At 42.9% G+C, this 19,317-nt stretch carries 21 protein-coding genes; 3 read left to right on the forward strand and 18 right to left on the reverse strand.

What is annotated here, in order from left to right; genetic code table 11:
- The first annotated feature begins 165 nt into the window (after nucleotides 1-165).
- A complete protein-coding gene (locus tag PY092_RS00845) occupies nucleotides 166-1,959 on the forward strand; it encodes a BspA family leucine-rich repeat surface protein (RefSeq protein WP_275613966.1) in 1,794 nt (597 codons plus the stop codon).
- A gap of 268 nt (nucleotides 1,960-2,227) precedes the next feature.
- Here PY092_RS00845 and PY092_RS00850 read toward each other — a convergent pair whose 3' ends face one another.
- From PY092_RS00850 to PY092_RS00890, 9 genes are all read right to left on the reverse strand, one after another.
- Complete coding sequence (locus PY092_RS00850) at nucleotides 2,228-2,737, reverse strand: DUF2480 family protein (RefSeq protein WP_275614625.1); 510 nt, start codon at nucleotides 2,735-2,737, stop codon at nucleotides 2,228-2,230.
- A gap of 128 nt (nucleotides 2,738-2,865) precedes the next feature.
- On the reverse strand, nucleotides 2,866-3,195 hold the full coding sequence (locus PY092_RS00855) for an iron-sulfur cluster assembly protein (protein ID WP_275613967.1): 330 nt from the start codon (nucleotides 3,193-3,195) through the stop codon (nucleotides 2,866-2,868).
- A 5-nt stretch (nucleotides 3,196-3,200) separates the two neighbouring features.
- Complete coding sequence (locus PY092_RS00860; RefSeq protein WP_275613968.1) at nucleotides 3,201-3,623, reverse strand: SufE family protein; 423 nt, start codon at nucleotides 3,621-3,623, stop codon at nucleotides 3,201-3,203.
- Between the two features lie 72 nt (nucleotides 3,624-3,695).
- Nucleotides 3,696-4,922: an aminotransferase class V-fold PLP-dependent enzyme gene (locus tag PY092_RS00865; protein WP_275613969.1), complete on the reverse strand. Its 1,227-nt coding sequence runs from the start codon at nucleotides 4,920-4,922 to the stop codon at nucleotides 3,696-3,698.
- Nucleotides 4,923-4,948: 26 nt separating this feature from the next.
- On the reverse strand, nucleotides 4,949-6,265 hold the full coding sequence (gene sufD, locus PY092_RS00870; protein ID WP_275613970.1) for a Fe-S cluster assembly protein SufD: 1,317 nt from the start codon (nucleotides 6,263-6,265) through the stop codon (nucleotides 4,949-4,951).
- A 75-nt stretch (nucleotides 6,266-6,340) separates the two neighbouring features.
- Nucleotides 6,341-7,093 carry a Fe-S cluster assembly ATPase SufC gene (gene sufC, locus PY092_RS00875; protein WP_275613971.1) on the reverse strand — a complete coding sequence of 251 codons (753 nt, stop codon included), beginning with the start codon at nucleotides 7,091-7,093 and terminating at the stop codon, nucleotides 6,341-6,343.
- Between the two features lie 39 nt (nucleotides 7,094-7,132).
- A complete protein-coding gene (sufB, locus tag PY092_RS00880; RefSeq protein ID WP_275613972.1) occupies nucleotides 7,133-8,578 on the reverse strand; it encodes a Fe-S cluster assembly protein SufB in 1,446 nt (481 codons plus the stop codon).
- Between the two features lie 27 nt (nucleotides 8,579-8,605).
- Nucleotides 8,606-8,974 carry a four helix bundle protein gene (locus tag PY092_RS00885; RefSeq protein WP_275613973.1) on the reverse strand — a complete coding sequence of 123 codons (369 nt, stop codon included), beginning with the start codon at nucleotides 8,972-8,974 and terminating at the stop codon, nucleotides 8,606-8,608.
- Nucleotides 8,975-9,009: 35 nt separating this feature from the next.
- Nucleotides 9,010-9,339 carry a HesB/IscA family protein gene (locus PY092_RS00890; RefSeq protein WP_275613974.1) on the reverse strand — a complete coding sequence of 110 codons (330 nt, stop codon included), beginning with the start codon at nucleotides 9,337-9,339 and terminating at the stop codon, nucleotides 9,010-9,012.
- A 249-nt stretch (nucleotides 9,340-9,588) separates the two neighbouring features.
- Between PY092_RS00890 and thiL the strand changes: the two genes are divergently transcribed.
- Entirely contained in the window at nucleotides 9,589-10,635 is a 1,047-nt protein-coding gene (gene thiL / locus PY092_RS00895; protein ID WP_275613975.1) for a thiamine-phosphate kinase, read from the forward strand.
- A gap of 119 nt (nucleotides 10,636-10,754) precedes the next feature.
- Here thiL and PY092_RS00900 read toward each other — a convergent pair whose 3' ends face one another.
- Nucleotides 10,755-11,009: a hypothetical protein gene (locus PY092_RS00900; protein WP_275613976.1), complete on the reverse strand. Its 255-nt coding sequence runs from the start codon at nucleotides 11,007-11,009 to the stop codon at nucleotides 10,755-10,757.
- A 242-nt stretch (nucleotides 11,010-11,251) separates the two neighbouring features.
- Between PY092_RS00900 and brnQ the strand changes: the two genes are divergently transcribed.
- A complete protein-coding gene (brnQ, locus tag PY092_RS00905; protein WP_275613977.1) occupies nucleotides 11,252-12,544 on the forward strand; it encodes a branched-chain amino acid transport system II carrier protein in 1,293 nt (430 codons plus the stop codon).
- Between the two features lie 3 nt (nucleotides 12,545-12,547).
- Here brnQ and PY092_RS00910 read toward each other — a convergent pair whose 3' ends face one another.
- The 8 genes from PY092_RS00910 to PY092_RS00945 form a co-directional block, all read right to left on the reverse strand.
- Nucleotides 12,548-14,227 carry a hypothetical protein gene (locus PY092_RS00910; protein WP_275613978.1) on the reverse strand — a complete coding sequence of 560 codons (1,680 nt, stop codon included), beginning with the start codon at nucleotides 14,225-14,227 and terminating at the stop codon, nucleotides 12,548-12,550.
- Nucleotides 14,228-14,366: 139 nt separating this feature from the next.
- Nucleotides 14,367-14,969 carry a class I SAM-dependent methyltransferase gene (locus PY092_RS00915; protein ID WP_275613979.1) on the reverse strand — a complete coding sequence of 201 codons (603 nt, stop codon included), beginning with the start codon at nucleotides 14,967-14,969 and terminating at the stop codon, nucleotides 14,367-14,369.
- Nucleotides 14,970-14,979: 10 nt separating this feature from the next.
- Nucleotides 14,980-15,327: a dienelactone hydrolase family protein gene (locus tag PY092_RS00920; RefSeq protein WP_275613980.1), complete on the reverse strand. Its 348-nt coding sequence runs from the start codon at nucleotides 15,325-15,327 to the stop codon at nucleotides 14,980-14,982.
- A gap of 42 nt (nucleotides 15,328-15,369) precedes the next feature.
- Nucleotides 15,370-16,473, reverse strand: coding sequence for a serine hydrolase domain-containing protein (locus PY092_RS00925; protein WP_275613981.1), 1,104 nt, complete (start codon nucleotides 16,471-16,473; stop codon nucleotides 15,370-15,372).
- A gap of 63 nt (nucleotides 16,474-16,536) precedes the next feature.
- A complete protein-coding gene (locus tag PY092_RS00930; protein ID WP_275613982.1) occupies nucleotides 16,537-16,806 on the reverse strand; it encodes a hypothetical protein in 270 nt (89 codons plus the stop codon).
- Nucleotides 16,803-18,206, reverse strand: a complete 1,404-nt coding sequence (locus PY092_RS00935) for a serine hydrolase domain-containing protein (RefSeq protein WP_275613983.1) — start codon at nucleotides 18,204-18,206, stop codon at nucleotides 16,803-16,805. Before PY092_RS00935 ends, PY092_RS00930 begins: the two co-directional genes overlap by 4 nt.
- An 82-nt stretch (nucleotides 18,207-18,288) precedes the next feature.
- Nucleotides 18,289-19,050 (reverse strand): cyclase family protein, encoded by a 762-nt coding sequence (locus PY092_RS00940; protein WP_275613984.1) that lies wholly within the window; start codon nucleotides 19,048-19,050, stop codon nucleotides 18,289-18,291.
- A 50-nt stretch (nucleotides 19,051-19,100) separates the two neighbouring features.
- Nucleotides 19,101-19,274, reverse strand: a complete 174-nt coding sequence (locus tag PY092_RS00945; RefSeq protein WP_275613985.1) for a hypothetical protein — start codon at nucleotides 19,272-19,274, stop codon at nucleotides 19,101-19,103.
- Between the last annotated feature and the right edge of the window lie 43 nt (nucleotides 19,275-19,317).

A 19,317-nucleotide genomic window follows, 5' to 3' on the forward strand; every position in this document is an offset into this window, starting at 1 on the left:
TTACCAAAAAAATTCCCACGCCCCTCCGCTCAGCTCGAAATGACAATGATTATTGTTCATTAAAAATAGCCATCCGTCAACCCAAACGGGGCATCCGTCAGATCGTGCACCGAACTCTTCCCGAAAATCGGCACCTTGTACCATTCAATTTAAAAATTAAAGACTATGAATCTTAAAAAATTAGCCCTTTCGCTCTTTGCCGTGGCCGCTCTCTGGTCATGTTCCAAGGACGACGGGCCCAGTACGCCAACAACAAAAGCCCCGACCATAACAAGCTTTAGCCCCACATCGGGGCCCGTGGGCACCGTGGTCACCGTCAACGGGACCAATTTCAGCACCACCGCGGCCTCCAATACCGTGAAGATCGGCAACACCGCGGCGACAGTGGCATCGTCGCCAACGGCCACCAAGCTTACCATCACCGTGCCCGAGGGGGCCACCACCGGCAAGATAAGTGTTACCGTGGATGGTGATACCGCCACGAGCAGCAACGACTTTACTGTGGCCCAAACCGTGAACGAAGCTCCAACGGCAGAGGATAAACAACTGTTCACCGTGGCCGAGAACATCAGCGACACCGATGAAATAGGACTGGTGGCCGCCACCGACCCCGAAGGGGACGATCTGACCTTCAGCATCGCCACCAACGACAATGACCTGTTCGAGATAACGGCTACGGGATTGATCACTCTGGCCGATGGAAAGGCATTGGATTTTGAGACCGCCACCGAGCACAACATTACCGTGACTGTGAGCGACGGCACCAACCAGATACAGGCGGAAGTGACCATCCAAGTGACCAACGTGATCGAGAGCATGGCCGAAGACCCTGCCTCCTTTGTCACCACCTGGAACGCCGAAGCGGGAAAACAGGTAAGGATAGGCCTGGCAGAAGGTAACAATTTTGACTTTGACTTTACCGTGGACTGGGGCGATGGCACCGTGGAGGACATTACCATAGATGCGGGTCTCATTTCCCATATCTACGAAGCTGATGGCACCTATACCGTGGCCATACAGGGAAGCTTTCCTGGGTTGATCATGCAAGAAGAGCTTGGGGCCACACCTCTATTTTTGGCAAGTATAGAGCAATGGGGGAACATCCAATGGAAAACCATGTATTCCACATTTTATGCTTGTGCCAACATGGTCTATAACGCCACCGATGTGCCCGACCTCTCCAATGTAACGGATATGACCTCCATGTTTTCTTATGCCAGTTCTTTCAATGGGGATATTGGCAACTGGGACACCAGCAATGTAACGGATATGGGAGATTTGTTCTATGGGGCTACCTCTTTCAATGGGGACATCAGTGGTTGGGACACCAGTAATGTAACGGATATGGGCTATATGTTCCATGGGGTATCCTCTTTTAATGGGGACATCAGTGGCTGGGACACCAGCAATGTGACGGATATGAACCGCATGTTCTATGGGGCTAGCTCTTTCAATGGGGACATTAGCGGCTGGGACACCAGCAATGTGACAACTATGAGCAATATGTTCTACAACGCCGTGAATTTCAACCAGGATATATCCACTTGGGACACCAGCAATGTGACGAATATGTTCGGCATGTTCGGCGAGGCTGTAAGCTTTAACCAGGATATCTCCACTTGGGACACCAGCAATGTGACCGCTATGTATAAAATGTTCTTTAATGCAAGCTCCTTTGACCAAGATCTGGGGTCCTGGAATATAGGAAGCGTGCTGGGCGCAGGTATAGATGACATGTACCAAATGTTGAACAACAGTGGCATGTCCCCTCAAAGCCTGAACGCCACGCTCATTGGTTGGCACAATTTTGTACAACAGAACAATGGACCCAATAATATTGAACTGGGGCTCGAAGGGCTCACCGCCTGTGGGACGGATTCCTTCCAAGCTGCCTTTTCACTGGATGTGAATTACGGCTGGGACATCATTGGGGCAACCTTTGAGGAAACCTGCAATTGATCTTTTAATAAATTAAAATCCCAATATTTTACCACCGGAAGGCCATAATGTCTTTCGGTGGTTTTTTTATAACTAACTACCACCTATCATTTAACAGAACCATTACCTGGATTAGATTCTTCGCTTTGCCCAGAATGACAGTGACAAGACCTTCTGTCTTCAAAAAAACATTAAAGTCAATCCGAGAAATTCGTATCAACGCAGTTAACAATGACACCCACCGACCACTGCCTACTGCCTACTGCCTACTGCCTACTGCCTACTAAAACTACTTCTTTCTTTTAAAAATAGGCACCGAAGAACAGGCTTCGCCGTACATTACGCTTTTGGCTACTTGTTGAATTTTTGCCACAGCCATTATGTAAGCGTTTTCAGGAACAGGTTTATTGGAACACCCTTTTATGATTACAGGTTTATCGGTAAAATCGGTTACGTTCAATTGTTCCAAAATTGTCTGATAGAGAGCGGTTTCGAGATTATCCAAGTTTCCCTGTACCACTTTTTTGGCATACGGTTGCAGTTTGGAAGCAATCAGCATAAACGCCCAACCGGGTACTATGGCATCCGAAGAACATTGAAGCGCCACGTAAGCATCCTGATAAGTTGACCAATCATGCTCATCAACATAGGCACGAAACTCCTTTTCACGCAAGATAAAACCTTCATACAGCCAATCTTTGATGTCCAATACCTTCCGTTCCCCTTTTGGATAATAATCCTCTAGGTCGAAGGTCATCAATTTGCTTTGCGCTACTCTGTTTATGATTTCATCTTCCATCTTGTCATTCCCGCGAAGGCGGGAATCCATTTATATACTTTTAATATATGCAACGATGCTTCGACTCCTCTCAGCATCCGTGAAGTGAATTAACTAAAACACCCCTGAAGTCCCCTCAAGGGGACAATTTAAAGAAGTCCCAATTCCAGTTTCGCCTCTTCGCTCATGAGTTCTTGGGTCCACGGGGGATCAAAAGTGATTTCCACTTCCACATCCTTCAGCAGATCAATGGACTTTACTTTTTCCTCTACCTCCACGGGCAAAGTTTCGGCCACGGGACAATTGGGCGATGTAAGGGTCATTAAAATCTTTACTTCGTATTCCTCGTTCACAAATACATCGTAAATCAATCCCAACTCGTAAATATCCACGGGAATCTCCGGATCATAAATGGTCTTGAGCACCTTTACGATTTTTTCTCCCAGTTCTTGTGTATCTATGGTAGTTTCTTCGCTCATTGTTTCTATTTTAACTGTGTTTGATAAGCAACTGCATACAATTTCAATTGCTTGATCATGCTTACCAATCCATTGGCCCGTGTCGGTGATAAATGTTCCTTTAGACCAATTTCATCGATAAAGTCAACATCCGCATCAATAATATCCTGTGGTTTTTGGTTGCTAAAAGCCCTTACCAAAATTGCTATGATGCCCTTTGTGATAATGGCATCACTATCCGCGGTAAATACCAATTTGTCTCCATCAAGTTCGGCATGCACCCATACCTTGCTTTGGCAACCTTTTATCAGGTTGTCATCGGTTTTGTATTGTTCTTCTATCAACGGAAGTGATTTTCCAAGTTCTATCATGTACTCGTAGCGTTGCATCCAGTCGTCGAACATGGAGAATTCGTCTATTATATCTTCCTGTATTTCTTTTATGGTCATGCGATGGTTTTGTTCAAAAGTACAACTCGATGGGTTGCCATTCAAGTCTTTATGATAAAGATAACGGTTCTGCTATAGCAACATATTCCGTGCGCGTTTTACGCCCTCAACCAACTTGTCCACCTCTTCCTTGGTGTTATAAAAACTAAAACTGGCCCTTACTGTTCCCGGTATCTTGTAAAAATCCATAATGGGCTGGGCACAATGGTGTCCGGTTCTAACAGCAATGCCCAATTTGTCCACAATGGTTCCAATGTCGTAGGGGTGAACCCCTTCAATATTAAAGGATATCACTGAAGTTTTGTGCGCAGCGGTTCCGTAGATCTTTAAGCCATCAATGGCCAACAATTGCTCTGTGGCGTATTGCATCAGCTCATCCTCGTACTGGGCAATGGCCCCAAAACCGATACTGTTCATATAATCCAATGCTGCTCCAAAGGCAATGCCCCCACAAATATTGGGCGTTCCCGCTTCAAACTTATGGGGCAAATCGGCATAGGTGGTCTTTTCAAAGGTTACCTCGGCAATCATTTCGCCACCGCCTTGATAAGGTGGTAACTTTTTGAGCCACTCCTCCTTGCCATACAACATTCCAACCCCTGTTGGTCCACACATTTTATGGGCGGAAACGGTATAAAAATCCACGTCCAAGGCTTGCAAATCAGGTTTGACGTGCGCCGCGGCCTGTGCTCCATCAATCAATACGGCCGCCCCAACTTTATGGGCGGCTTGGATGATTTCCGCTATCGGGTTGATGGTTCCCAATGCATTGGAAACGTGGTTGCAAAAGACCAACTTTGTCTTATCCGACAGTAAATTGTGGTATTCTTCCATTACCAACTCCCCTTCCAGGTTCATTGGAATCACTTTAAGAACTGCTCCCGTACGTTCACACAACATTTGCCAAGGCACGATATTGGAGTGATGCTCCATGGCAGAGACCAAAATCTCATCTCCCTTCTTTAAAAAGGAAGTGAAACCGGTTGCCACCAAATTGATGCTTTGCGTAGTCCCCGAAGTAAAAATCACCTCGTGGGAATGGGCAATGTTAAAGTGTTTTTGGATTTTTTCACGTGCCACTTCGTAAGCATCGGTCGCCTCTTGTGACAAGGTATGTACCCCACGATGGATATTGGCATTATAGCCTTGGTAATAATCAACAATGGTATCGATTACCTGCTGTGGTGTCTGCGAGGTGGCTGCATTGTCCAAATACACCAAAGGCTGCCCATTGACCTCTCTTTGGAGGATGGGAAAATCCTTTCTAATGGCCTGTATGTCCAAAGTGGTCTCTATCATTTTCTAAATTTGAGGAAAAGGTCGGATTATAAGTCAAACCCCATGCGTACACCCAGTTTTTCGGCAATGATCTTATTGATTCGTGCCTTTAACTCGGGAATACGAACACTCTCCAACACATTATTGGCAAAAGCATACATCATCAAAGCCTTCGCTTCTTTCTTTGGAATTCCCCTTGATCTTAGGTAGAACAAGGCCTCTTCATCCAACTGACCAATGGTACATCCGTGCGAACATTTTACATCATCCGCAAAAATCTCCAATTGTGGTTTTGAGTTGATGGTCGACCTATCGCTCAACAAAATATTGTTGTTCTGCTGAAAGGCATCCGTTTTCTGGGCGATCTTGTCCACAATGATCTTACCATTGAACACCCCTGTGGAACTATCCCCGAATATACCTTTGTAATCTTGATGGCTCTCGCAATTGGGCTGTGCATGGTGTACCAATGTGTGATGGTCCACATGCTGTTTGTCGCCCAAAATGGTTACACCTTTCAGGGTAGAGTCGATACGCTCTCCATTCTGATAGAAGTTCAGGTTGTTACGGATGAGTTTCCCTCCCAAAGAGAAAGTATGCACCCTTACGACGCTGCTGTTCTTTTGTGAAATATAGGTGTTGTCCACCAATGAAGCGGTCGGCTCATCGTTCTGGACTTTGTAGTAGTCCACAATGGCATCCTTTCCTGCAAAAATCTCCGTGACAGAGTTTGTGAAGACTTCGTTGCCAGTCAAACTTTGATGACGTTCTATGATCTGAACCTCGGCATTGTCCTCGGCAACAATCAAGTTACGTGGCTGCAACATCAAGGCTGCCTCATTGCCTGTGGCCAAATGTAAAATTTGGATAGGCTTTTTGGGCATTTTGTTCTTTGGAATGTAGATATAGGCTCCTTCCTTACTGAAAGCTGTGTTCAATGAGGTCAACGACTCGTCTTTAGAGGCCACTTTATTGAAATAAACTTCAATTACTTGCTTGAACATCGGCTTACTGAAGGCAGAACTCATCAAACAGATATCTACACCATCGTGTGTTGTCTCAGACAGATAAGAACTGTATACCCCATCAACAAATACAATTTTATAGGTGTCTATCTCGTGAAGAAAGTACTTCTTCACATCTTTATATTCCAAAGTGGTCTCTTGCTTTGGAAAGATACTGAAATCGACCTTTTGAAGGCCTCTCAAAGAGGTATATTTCCATGCTTCATCCTTTTTGGTGGGAAATCCCTTGGTCTCGAAATTCTTAATGGCATTGGATCTTTCCTCATGTACTGGATGATCTAAATCCAAACCATCTTCAAAAGCCAAAAAAGAGGAGACTAATTTTTCCTTTAAATCCATATTTTTTCAGTTTTCAGTCATCAGTTTTCAGTGTGAAGTTTTCTGAACTCTGACATCTGAAGTCTTACATCTAATTTATACCGCAGCTTCTTCTTTTAACCAATCGTATCCTTTTTCTTCCAATTCCAAAGCCAATTCCTTGGTTCCGGATTTCACGATTTTTCCATTGTACAACACGTGTACAAAATCAGGGACGATATATTCCAACAATCGCTGGTAGTGCGTGATCACGATAATGGCGTTGTCCTTGCTGCGCAACTTGTTCACACCATTGGCCACGATGCGTAGTGCATCGATATCCAAACCAGAATCGGTCTCGTCCAATATGGCCAATTTAGGCTCCAACATTGCCATTTGAAAGATTTCGTTACGTTTCTTTTCACCTCCAGAGAAACCTTCGTTCAAGGAACGTGAAAGGAATTTTCTATCGATTTCCAACATTTCTGACTTCTCACGAATCTTTTTAAGCATTTCGTTGGCCGGCATATCCTCCAAACCTTGTGCTTTTCTGGATTCGTTGATAGCAGTCTTCATAAAGTTGGTCACCGATACCCCTGGAATCTCAACTGGGTATTGGAAAGACAAGAATACTCCTTTGTGGGCTCTTTCCTCTGGGGAAAGGTCTTCCAAATCTTCTCCTTCCAGGAGAATGTTTCCTTCTCCCACTTCAAATTCTTCTTGACCCGCGATCACTTCCGCCAAGGTACTTTTACCTGAACCGTTGGGGCCCATAATGGCGTGCACCTCTCCCGCATTCACTTTTAGGTCGATTCCCTTAAGGATTTCTTTATCTTCTACGCTTGCGTGTAAATTTTTGATTTCTAGCATGCTATTCTTCTTCAAATATTATTTTATGATGGTCATTTATTATCCTACGGAGCCTTCCAAACTGATTTCCAACAATTTTTGGGCCTCCACCGCAAATTCCATTGGGAGTTTGTTCAACACTTCCTTGCTAAATCCGTTCACGATCAATGCAATTGCCTTTTCAGTGTCAATTCCTCTTTGGTTACAATAGAAAATCTGGTCCTCACCGATCTTACTGGTGGTAGCCTCATGTTCTATCTGCGCGGTCTTGTTCTTGACTTCGATGTAGGGAAACGTGTGCGCTCCACAACGGTTGCCCATCAACAGGGAATCACATTGCGAAAAGTTCCTTGCATTCTCCGCTCGGCTGTTCACCTGCACCAATCCGCGGTAGCTATTTTGCGATTGACCTGCAGAAATACCTTTGGAAATAATGGTACTCTTGGTGTTCTTGCCCAAATGAATCATTTTGGTCCCCGTATCTGCCTGCTGAAAATTGTTGGTCACGGCAATGGAATAAAACTCACCTATGGAGTGATCTCCTTTCAATATACATGAAGGATATTTCCAAGTTACCGCTGAACCGGTCTCTACTTGGGTCCAAGAGATTTTCGCATTCTTTTCGCAAAGACCGCGCTTGGTCACAAAGTTGAAAACCCCTCCTTTACCTTCATCATTACCTGGGTACCAATTCTGAACTGTTGAGTATTTGATTTCTGCATCATCGAGTGCGATCAACTCCACAACAGCGGCGTGCAATTGGTTTTCATCACGTGATGGGGCGGTACAACCTTCCAAATAACTTACATAACTTCCTTCGTCGGCAACCACCAAGGTTCTTTCGAACTGGCCGGTTCCGGCTTGGTTGATACGGAAGTACGTTGATAGCTCCATTGGACATCTGACTCCTTTTGGGATATAACAGAACGAACCATCGGAAAATACAGCTGAGTTCAAGGCCGCATAAAAGTTATCTTTTTGAGGCACTACAGTCCCCAAATATTTTTTTACCAACTCCGGATGCTCCTGAATCGCTTCGGAGATGGAACAGAAAATAATGCCTTTTTCTGCCAATGTCTTTTTAAATGTTGTTGCCACCGAAACGGAATCCATCACGATATCAACAGCAACACCTGCCAACTTTTTCTGCTCGTCCACTGAGATTCCCAACTTTTTGAAGGTTTCCAATAATTCTGGATCTACTTCATCCAAGCTATTGTACTTGGGTTTTTTGTTTGGGGCAGAATAATAGGAAATATCTTGAAAGTCAGGCTTATTGTAGGTCACATTGGCCCATTCCGGTTCTTCCATTTCTTTCCAAGCACGAAAGGCTTCCAATCGCCATTCCGTCATCCAATCAGGCTCCTCCTTCTTTTTGGAAATGGCAATAACAATATCCTCGTTCAACCCTTTGGGCAGGGTGTCCGATTCAATGTCGGTATAGAAACCATACTCGTATTCCTTGGTCTCCAGTTCTTTTTTTAATTCTTCCTCTGTATAAGCCATATATTGTCTCAGTTAAAAGTTAAAAAGTCAAAGGCTGCTTCGCTTTTTAACATACTTGATATAATTTGCAAGCTGTCTTGAAATATTGATTACCTGCTTTTTGTAATCAACCAACTCTTCAGCTTTAAAATATCCAATCTCTTCCATTAAGTTAAAAAGATTTCTGATTTCTCCGGCCGAACCTTTAGAGAAATAAAGGAATCTTATCAACTCTTTATCTGTTTCCCTTTCAAACCCTTCAGAAATATTGTTCGAAATTGAAATAGTTGCTCTTCTTACTTGGTCAACCATCGCAAAATCTTCTTTCAAAGGACTTTTCTTTAATAAATTATAGACATGGGCAGTGAACTTCACAGTTGTTTTATATACTTCCAAGTCTTCAAAAGAGCTATACATTTTTACTTTTTTAATACTTAGCTCTTTATCTCATTTTATAATGAAAAACTTTCCCCGCATCCACAGGTTCTTTGGGCATTGGGATTATTAAAAACAAACCCCTTTCCGTTCAAACCTCCAGAATATTCCAATGTGGTGCCCACCAAATACAAAAAACTCCTCTTATCCACGATGATTCTCACATCGTTATCTTCAAAAACCTTGTCTGTATCTCCTGCAGTATTGTCAAAAGTCAATTCATAAGACAATCCACTACACCCTCCACTCTTTACGCCAACACGCACATAATCCGTGGCCGCATCAAAACCTTCCTCTGTCATGAGCGACACCACTTTGTGCCTTGCTGACTCCGAAACCTTAATCATCTTACTTGTATTTAATCTAAATAGCCCACAAATATACAGTATAAGTAGGGTTTTACCATAGCAACTAACATTAATATAACGAATGATTCCATAGGTGTTTCCTATGGAAATTTGGGTCAATTTAACCCTAAGGCCTATCAAGCGTGTATTTGCAAGAAATTGTCATGGCTTTTGGCATTGTTTCTTTCAAAAAAATTTTATGTTCCATCCGACACTAGAATTTACGATTATCCTCGTTATTTTTGCAAAATGCTAGAAGACAAGAATCAAGAACGTACCTCGTTGGAAGAATTGGGCGAATTTGGCCTAATCGAACATCTTACCAAAAACTTTGAACTCAATCAACCATCATCCATAATTGGCGTAGGCGATGATGCGGCCGTGATGGACTACAATGGCAAAAAAACTGTTGTTTCCACGGATATGTTGGTAGAGGGCGTTCATTTTGATTTGAGCTATATGCCCCTGAAGCATTTGGGGTACAAATCGGTAATGGTAAACCTTTCCGATATTTATGCCATGAACGCCATGGCCACTCAGGTTACGGTTTCCTTGGCCATTTCCAACAGGTTTCCTTTGGAAGCGCTAGAAGAATTTTACGAAGGTGTTGCCCTGGCCTGCAAATTGTATAATGTTGATCTGGTCGGTGGAGACACCACCTCTTCCACCAGAGGAATGATCGTTAGCGTAACGGCAATCGGTGCTGCGGATGAAAACGAAATCGTTTACCGAAACGGAAGTAAACCAAACGATCTATTGGTGGTAACCGGTGATTTGGGCGGCGCCTATCTCGGCCTTCAAGTGCTGGAACGTGAAAAAGAGGTTTTTAAAGTCAACCCGAACAGTCAACCTGATCTTGAACCCTATTCCTATATCGTGGAGCGTCAGTTAAAACCTGAGGCCCGTAAAGACATTGTTGAATTACTCAAAAAATTGGAGGTAAAGCCCACTTCCATGATCGACATCAGCGACGGCCTTTCTTCTGAAGTGATTCATTTGTGCAAGCACAGTGATGTTGGCTGCAACGTTTTTGAAGAGAAAATCCCCTTGGACCCCACGGTGATTTCTGCTTCCGAGGAATTTAAAATGGACAGTACCATGATCGCCTTGAGTGGTGGTGAAGATTATGAGTTGTTGTTTACCATCGATCAGGCAGATTTTCCAAAAATAAAAGGGAATCCCAACCTAACGGTAATAGGTCACATGACGGAAAAGAATGAAGGTATTCACTTGATCACCAGAGCAGAAAGCAAAATACCGATCGCAGCCCAAGGATGGAACTCGTTCAACAAATAAAAAATCCCGAAAATCAAGGGCATCCCTACATCATGGCATTGGGGCACGCAACCATTAGCAGCAGGCAATTACTTAAGTTTCCGGGATAAGATTTGGGCTTTTCCTAAAATAAAAAAGGGCTATGCCACTTGGTGCACTACCCTACTTTTCCTTTTCCTGTACATGTCCTCCAATGTACTGTTGATCTCTTGCATTTGCGGAGTCAATGCGGAAAGCTTGCCACTGACATCCGTTGTGACTTCTTTTTGGCAATGAATGCATTTGTACTCTTTAATGTGCTGGGTCACTTTTTTGGAAACCACATAATGGTGCCCGAACAAGCTACAGAAGAAAGAAGAAAATTTGTTGCCATGTTGCGTAGTAGTTGTTTTCATAAGTTGGTGGTGTTTGGAAAAAGCAATGGTTTACGAAATGGGGCTTCGAAAAATGCTTAAATTGGTTCGTAGTTTTTTGTTATATGAAATGATTTTTAGAGGTTCATCTTTGTTATAGGAACGGATGTTGATAACTTTTTATTTTATGATCACATCGATAAAGTATTTTTTTCGATGAAATACCATAAAATCGATAAAAAGCCATCTTTTTCCGCTCAAAAACGCTTTTGTAATATACCATATTGAAAACAAATTATCAACAACCCACGAACAAAAAATCGTTAACTGTTACAGCATTTGCTCTTTTTTCACTCTTTTTTGGGGCGGGAAACCTGATTCTTCCACCTTTATTGGGCTTTAAATCGGGCAATTTATGGTGGTTGGTCGCCTTGGGATTCTGCGTCTCGGGAGTATTGATCCCCATTTTAGGGATTGTTGCGCATGCCAAATTACAGGGCACCTTGTTCGATTTTGCAAAAAAAGTATCCCCCTTATTCAGTGTGGTCTACTGCTATTTGATATACGCCATTGCCATTGCATTGCCATCTCCACGGACAGCATCGGTAACACACGAAATGGCCATACAGCCCTTTTGGGATTCCTCATCACTACTTACCAGTCTCGTTTATTTTTTGTTGGTATTCGTATTTGCCATCAACCGAACCAAGGTTTTGGATGCATTGGGCAAGCTTTTGACTCCCGGTATCCTCATCATTTTGTTGATGATGATATTGACCGCTGTTCTTACCATGGATTTTGACTTTATTCCTTCTGAAATGAGCCAACCTTTTAGCTCGGGTATTTTGGAGGGGTACCAAACTTTTGATGCCATTGGCGCTGTTGTAGTGGGGGCGGTAATCATCATATCCATCAACTTAAAAGAGAAAACCGCCACCTTTGAAGAAAAACGAAGGCTTATTGGAAAAGCCGGGCTTTGGGCAGGAATCGGTTTGTTTTTGGTATATGGAGGCTTGATTCTTACTGGGGCATTATATATGGATGCATTTGATAGTGAAATCTCAAGAACAGCCCTTCTACGGGGTATAAGCACAAAAACATTGGGGCAAACGGCCAATCTTTTGCTCAGCGTTCTGGTAAGTTTGGCCTGCTTTACCACCGCTGTTGGAATTGTGACGGGTACTTCGGATTTTATAAAGGGCAGGTTCAACAATTCCATTCTAGCCTATCGCATCACCGCTTTTTTAGGGTGCTTATTGGGGGTTCTCGTGGGGCAGTTTGATGTAGGCTACATCATTACCGTAGCAGTTCCTTCACTGATGTTTATCTATCCAATTACCATCATTTTGATTTTACTGAATGTTGTGCCCGATAATTGGAGTGCTCCAAAAGTGTTCCAACGTGTGGTCGGAGTGACCATTCTATTCAGCATACCGGATTTTTTGGGAAGTGTGGGGCTGGGTGGACACATTTTACCATACTTGGATTGGATTCCGTTGAGCCAGCACCAAATGGGGTGGGTGTTGCCTGCACTGATCACATTCGTTTTTTCCAATGCTTTCAATCGAAACTTTTAATCGTTAGTCACAAGCTGTCTCCCAATAATCAAATCTATTCTGAACATTGTCTGCCTCAACTGTTGAGAGTCCCTGTTTTAGATTCTCTCGCCATTCAGCCCATGTGTGCCCCATAACATTCTCAATTTCTTTTAAGGTAAAATCTGCATGATGTGATTCAAATACTGGGTTAGATTCATTTGCTCCATTGTCATCTCCTCCAGGGTGCAGCAAGTCTTTTACGATATATGTAGTGTAATTGGGCCTATTGGGAAATACGCAGTCCGTCCAATCCAATAAAAATCCATGTTCCTTAGGATAAACTTCTTTTATAAGCTCTATTTCAATACCATTTGCCCAACTTTCTCCAACAACCCTTTCCAGATTCTTCCATTTGAGTTGTTTGTCCATGTAGAAAAGATTTCTCTGTGAAGCATGTCCAAATTCATGAATTACAGTACTGTATAACCTATTATGGTTTTTATCAAAGTCCTCCCCATATATCCATTTTTTCTCACCATCCAATTTATACTTCGCAAAAACTGAAATTGCATGGGGAGCATTTTCATAAAAATGAGCCGCATATCCAAGTATGGAAGCTTTTTTATGGGCCCTGATCCACATCCTGTCGTTTCCAGGTTTATTATGCATAGGTCTGGTAATTCCATAATTCTCACCATAATATGAGTGATAGGCAGCTCTATGTATCTGTGCATAAAAGGATTGTATGCTCCCATTGATCAAACTGTCCCATTCACCCTCTTTTTTAGGACCAAAATACCACGCTCTGGTCACACTGGAACCTTTGATGATGTACCATTCATGGTTGGACCATCTTACGCTGTAGTTTACCTTTTTCTTGAAATCTTTTTTCACACGGAATACTCCATGCTCATCCGTAATGCCCCAAGACCACTTAAGGCCCCTTCTGGCCATTACCTGTACCCCTTTTACAGGTACGGCCATTCCATCTGTAGGCTCCCCTTGTGCATGGTCGACGACCCTGATTCGGCCTTCGGGCCTCCATTTTTTCGATGTCTTGCTTAATTCATTCGAAGATTTGCCCGCCGCAATATTTTCAGCCACTAATTCCAAATCATCGGCTAAATCAGGAGGTATGGTTCTATCTTCATCGGGCATATAAAGCTCCTCGATGATTTCATAAGGGATAGATGAAGGGAACGCATAGTCATCATCAACCACGGTGTATAAAGGACTTGGTGTTTCCAAAGGCAGTGATCTATCTCTGTAGCTGTCATTTTCATCTGTTGTTGGTTCAAATTCATAGTGCAGGGGAAAACCAAACAAATCCAAGTTTTCATCATATCTGGCCAGTTCTGATATTTGATTTTTGTTTTTGGGCAAAAAACGGATGTAGAGTTTATTTACTTTGACAGGATTCTCCATTCCTGGATAAAGGTCTCGTCCCTGTAGCTCCTCCCATGCCTTTTGCATATTCTCCATGGTCTGAGGAATATTCATCTTACGGCCAAGGGTTATCGAACCTTCATAATCAATAGCGGAAATAGGTTCTTCTTCATTGACCAAACATGATTGACTTCCATCCAAATCATAGTCGAAATAAGCTTGCGCTTCTTCTGTATTTTCGAGCTCCTCGTTCAAGATTTCGCTGTCACAGGAAATAAACCCCAGCACACTGATTATCAATACAAATCCCTTTGAAGATGTTTTCCAACTTTTCATTTTCTGATATTGTTATCGATTTATTGACTATCGAAACTCAGAAAATTATTCATCATAATGTTCAATGAATTGACCAATACAGGTAATTTGGGCATGGATGGCCCTTTTCAATTGACGGAGGACAATTAAACCATACCATTTATGGCTTTTTAAAACTGCAAAAGATAAAATGCTGTGTGGTTCCAAATGGTGTTGTGTGCTCCTCAGTTTTGCATTCCATCTTCTCAAAATCCTGGAATGTTGTTTCCATGGTTTCCTCATTGTACTGTTTGATGTCCAGCCCACTACATTTTTTGGGTCCGTTTTTAGAGAAGGTCCCCAAAACCATATAGCCCGTTACCGCTTTTTTGGTCAAATCAACATAGGTCTGAATCTGTTCGGATTCCGTCAAAAAGTGAAATGCCGCACGATCATGCCAAACATCATAAGTTCCATCTGGGTTAAAATCGATGATATCGCTTTCGACCCACTTCACTTTTTGGGCCTTGCTCCCAAGTCTTGCCTTGGCCCGCTCGATGGCATTGCTCGAAATATCGAGCACAGTAATATCCTCAAACCCTTCGTCGAGCAGAAAATCCACCAATTTACTATCGCCGCCACCTACATCAATAATTTTGGCAGTTTTCTCCAGTTCCAAAGAATGAATAAAATCCAGAGAGGTCCGCGGAACTTCCTGCGTCCAACTTACCTCATCCGGATTTTTGGTACTGTAAACGGTTTCCCAATGGTTTTTTCTGTCCAACACTTTTCAATTAATAGAGAATCAAATCAAAAAAGGCATATCCCGCCCCTTCAACCTGAGTATATTCCACGGCTTTATCATTCGTTTTTAAGTCTTCCTCAAAAGGTTCCACCACTTCGTTACTGATTAATGGGTCTTGGGTTCCCCTTACCATAAAATGTGGAATTACCCTTTCTCCTAGATTTGGAACATGTGCTACGGGCGATACCGCAACAAAATAGCCTTGTCCCATATCGTGAATCACACTTAAATTGTCCACCAAGTCACTTTCCACAAAAGTGGCCCCAACGAACATATCTTTGTCCAAGGTTATCTTCATGGTCGGAGTAAAGTTTTCCACGCTGGTAGTGTTCCACATGCTATCCTTATGCGCTTACGTGTTTCGTTTGAAGTATTAAAGTTAGCGTATTTTCTTGGTCACAACAACAGATTTCATGGCCATTTCAGCTATATCCCGCGTGATTTTGGTGGGGGAGTTGCAATCACAATTACTCAATCCGATCACATAAATATCCTCTTTTGGCAAATATACCCCCATGGATTTATATCCAAAAATCGACCCGCCATGTTCAAAGCTCTTGGTGCCATTCAACGTTTTAACATGCCATCCATAGCCATAATCGGTTTGTCCCCCATTGTTCAACATATAATTGGTAAAGGCCTTGTTTGTGGTTTCCTTGCTGAGTAACTCATGGTTTTTGATTGCTTCCCACCATTTGAACATATCGTCCACAGTGGACATCAAAGAGCCAGATGCAAAGGGTATGGAATAACTGATATGCCTAGAGTTGATATATGCCTCCCTTTTATGGTAGCCTGAAGCCCTATTGGGTACCACTCTTGAATGGCTTGCATAATATGATGACGACATTCCCAATTTTTCAAAAATCCGCTGAACCACAAAATCGGCATAGCTCATACCTGAAGCTTTTTCAATGATGTAGCCCAAAATGAAATAACCCGAATTGTTGTATTTGAATTGTTCCCCCGGGTCGAAGTCCATGGGTTCGTTCTTAAAAAAATCGATTACCTCCAAGGGATCCATATCATTGTCAGCAATGGCATTGAGTCCTTTTACACTTGTAAAGTTTTTTATTCCCGAAGTATGGTTCAACAAGTGGTGGATGGTAATCACATTGCCCTGCGTCGGATAATCGGGGATGTATTTGGTTATTTCATCATCCAAGCGCAACTTTCCTTCTTCCATCAACATTAAAATGGAAACAGCGGTAAACTGTTTGGTCATGGAACCAATCTCGAAGACATGATTGGTCTCCATGGGCACTTGAAGTTCGATATTGGCCAGCCCAAAAGCCTTTTTATAAATGATGTCCCCTTTTTTGGCCACCAGGAAAACGGCTCCTGGTCCGTTTTTGGTAAATTTCTCTTCAAGCTTATTGTTTATTTGGGATGATAGGTCCTGTGCATTCAACGATAATTGAGACCCTATTGAAATAGTCACTAAGAGGAACCTCAATAGTCCCTTACAAAATTTGGTTTTCATTTTTACCTTACGTTTTTTGATTTGTAAGGTATGACGACACTTTATCGGAACAGGTTACATTGCTTACAAAAAATCATTGACCATAAGATCGATCTTGTCGCTTAACTCGGCAACGCCCAAGGCGGTCCAAAAAATAAGGAGTGCCAAAACAATCTTGATCCAAAGTGGAATGACCACTCCTGTTTTTCGACTCAAATAATCGGTCACTGGATTGAAAAAAACCAATGAGGAGAGCATTACAAAAATGCCATAACCTGGATCGTTTCCCCAAAATGTATTGATGAGGCCTATGGTCAGAACCAGAAAAGCAAAAAACCAGCCTGCTATTCTCATTGTTTTTCAAACTTTAAATTGGTTACCCTTCCCGCATCAAACTCAAAGCCCGATACTTCATCACTGCTCCTATTAAACCGAAGCCTATATCCCTCTGCTTCAAAAACATCGACACCTTTAACCATCATCACTTTGGGGTCAGCGTTGGCAATTATAAGTTTTAAGGAATCATCGTCACGATAAATTTTATAGGTGGTGTCCAGTTCGTCACTATAAAATTCGCCTACGTAGGCTTTCAAATCAATATTGGACAAATCAAACTCTTGTGTTCTACTGATTTCTTCCTCTTCTGGTTCGGATTCCTTTTTCCCGTGCTGGGTTTCTTTCAGTTTGTCCTTTAGAAAGATGTCCGCCACCTGGTAGGCCTTGCTGGATGGATCGGCATCCGCCCTGTTGGCCAGTATGATCACAGAGAATTCTTCGTCCGGAAAACGAAGCAACTGTGCACGATAACCGGCCAATGAGCCAGCATGATGAACCGTTCGCAAACCCTTGTAGGTATCGTTGTGCAGTGCGAAGGCATACCCAGCACTCTCGCCATTGTTCAAAACCCCTTCCTTGTGCATTTTATTGATGATGTCCTGCCCGCCTTTTCCCAAAATGTTGTGATAAAAATTTTGATCCCACAGATACAGGTCCTCTATACTGGAATATACCCCTCCGGACCCCACAAGGTCGAATCGCATGATCAAATTGTCAAATCCAATGCCATTGCTCTTTTTACGGTAACTGAACACCCGGTTTTTGACCAAGTCCAAATTATTGTCATAGAATTGGGTATGCTCCATTCCCAATGGCCCAAAGATGTTATTGGCTGCAAATTCCTTTATGGTTCGGCCCGATGCTTTTTCGATGATCATGGCCAGCATAAAGTAGCACGAATTACTATAGAGATATTTTTCCCCAGGGGTAAAGTTGAGCTCTTTTTGATTTTTGATCAGTTCATACACCTCATCCACATCCGAATTGTCCAAATAATCCCTACCCTTCAAGTACATTAATGTCAGGTAGTCACGAACTCCACTCGTATGATGGATAAAGTGCCTGATTGTAAGCGGTGCTCCGTACTCGGGAAAGTCTGGCAAGTATTTTTGAATCTTGTCATCCAGATTCAATTTTCCTTGCTCTTCCAATAAAAGGACACAAAATGTTACAAACTGCTTGGAAACAGAGCCAATGTAAAAAACGGACGAAGGTGTAATGGGTAGGTCGTGCTCCAAATCAGCACTGCCATAGCCCTTGGCATAGACCAGCTTGCCATCTTCCACAATTCCCAAAGCTGCACCAGGGACCTGCATGTCCCATTCAGCAAAAATGTTGTCCACATCTTGGTCCTCCGCTATTTGGGAAAAGGACAAATAAGCAACTGAACAACACAGGAAAAGAAATACTTTTTTCATAAGAATTGTTTGTAAGTCCTGTGAAGTTCGCTGTTTTAGCGGCAATAAGCAAATAAACAATTGACAACCAAAGGATTTGCATTTATTCCAACATCGCCACAACCCTTGCCGGTGCCCCAGAAGCACCCACTATCTTTAGTGGGAATACGGCAACTTTGAATCCAGAGTACGGCAATGCATCCAGATTGACCAATTGTTCCATGTGGCAATACTCTTTTTCCCGACCAACCAAATGGGCTTCCCAAAAATATTCCGAGTTGCCACTTTCCTTGGCCTTCTTCAACATATAGGGCAAGGGCAGATCCCAGCCCCAAGAGTCGATTCCCATCACTTTTATGCCCTTATCAATAAGCCATTCCGTGGCAGCGGCGCTCATTCCCGTACCTTTTTTGTGAAAGTCCTTGGTGCCATTGTATTTATCCCTTCCCGTTTTGATCAGAACAATCATTCCAGGTTCTAGGTCCAACCCATTTTCATCCAAAAAAGACTGTATGTCAGCAATGGTAATGGGGTCAAAATCCTGTTTGTGGTTCATATCGATCACAATACCGTCGCCAAAACACCAATCCAACGGAACTTCGTCTATGGTTTTGGATTTTTTGCCATTTGTGGTCGGGGAATAGTGCCAAGGCGCATCAATATGTGTGGTGGCATGAACACCCATTTTTTGAATGGTGTCGTCTGCCCATCCATTGAATCCCTTTGGAAAAAGTTTGAACGGCAGCCCCATGGCACGTAAAAGCCATTTTGACTTGCGGTGCGGTTTATGCTTGATTTTGACTTTCATGAACCAAGGGTCGGCCTTATTGAACCGAATAGGCTTGGAGAGATCTACGATTTTCATTTGTTTTTTGATTGATGATGAATGATTGACGTTTGGGGGCCCTGTCCGGTTTATTCCGAGCCCCGCTTCTTCTTATTGTAGTAATATATGGCATAGGCGATTCCTGCCAATACCACAAAAGGGAGATAACTCCCGATGACAACGCCTATTCCATAGGCACTATCAGGAGCTTCCTCCATCTTTTTTTCAATGTTTGATTGTTGGATCAACCAAATTAGGTTCATATTGTTCCTTTTTTGTCATGTTGAGCAGAACGAGGTATTTCTG

This window comes from Flagellimonas yonaguniensis (genome assembly GCF_029193885.1).
In the GTDB taxonomy this organism is placed as follows: domain Bacteria; phylum Bacteroidota; class Bacteroidia; order Flavobacteriales; family Flavobacteriaceae; genus Flagellimonas; species Flagellimonas yonaguniensis.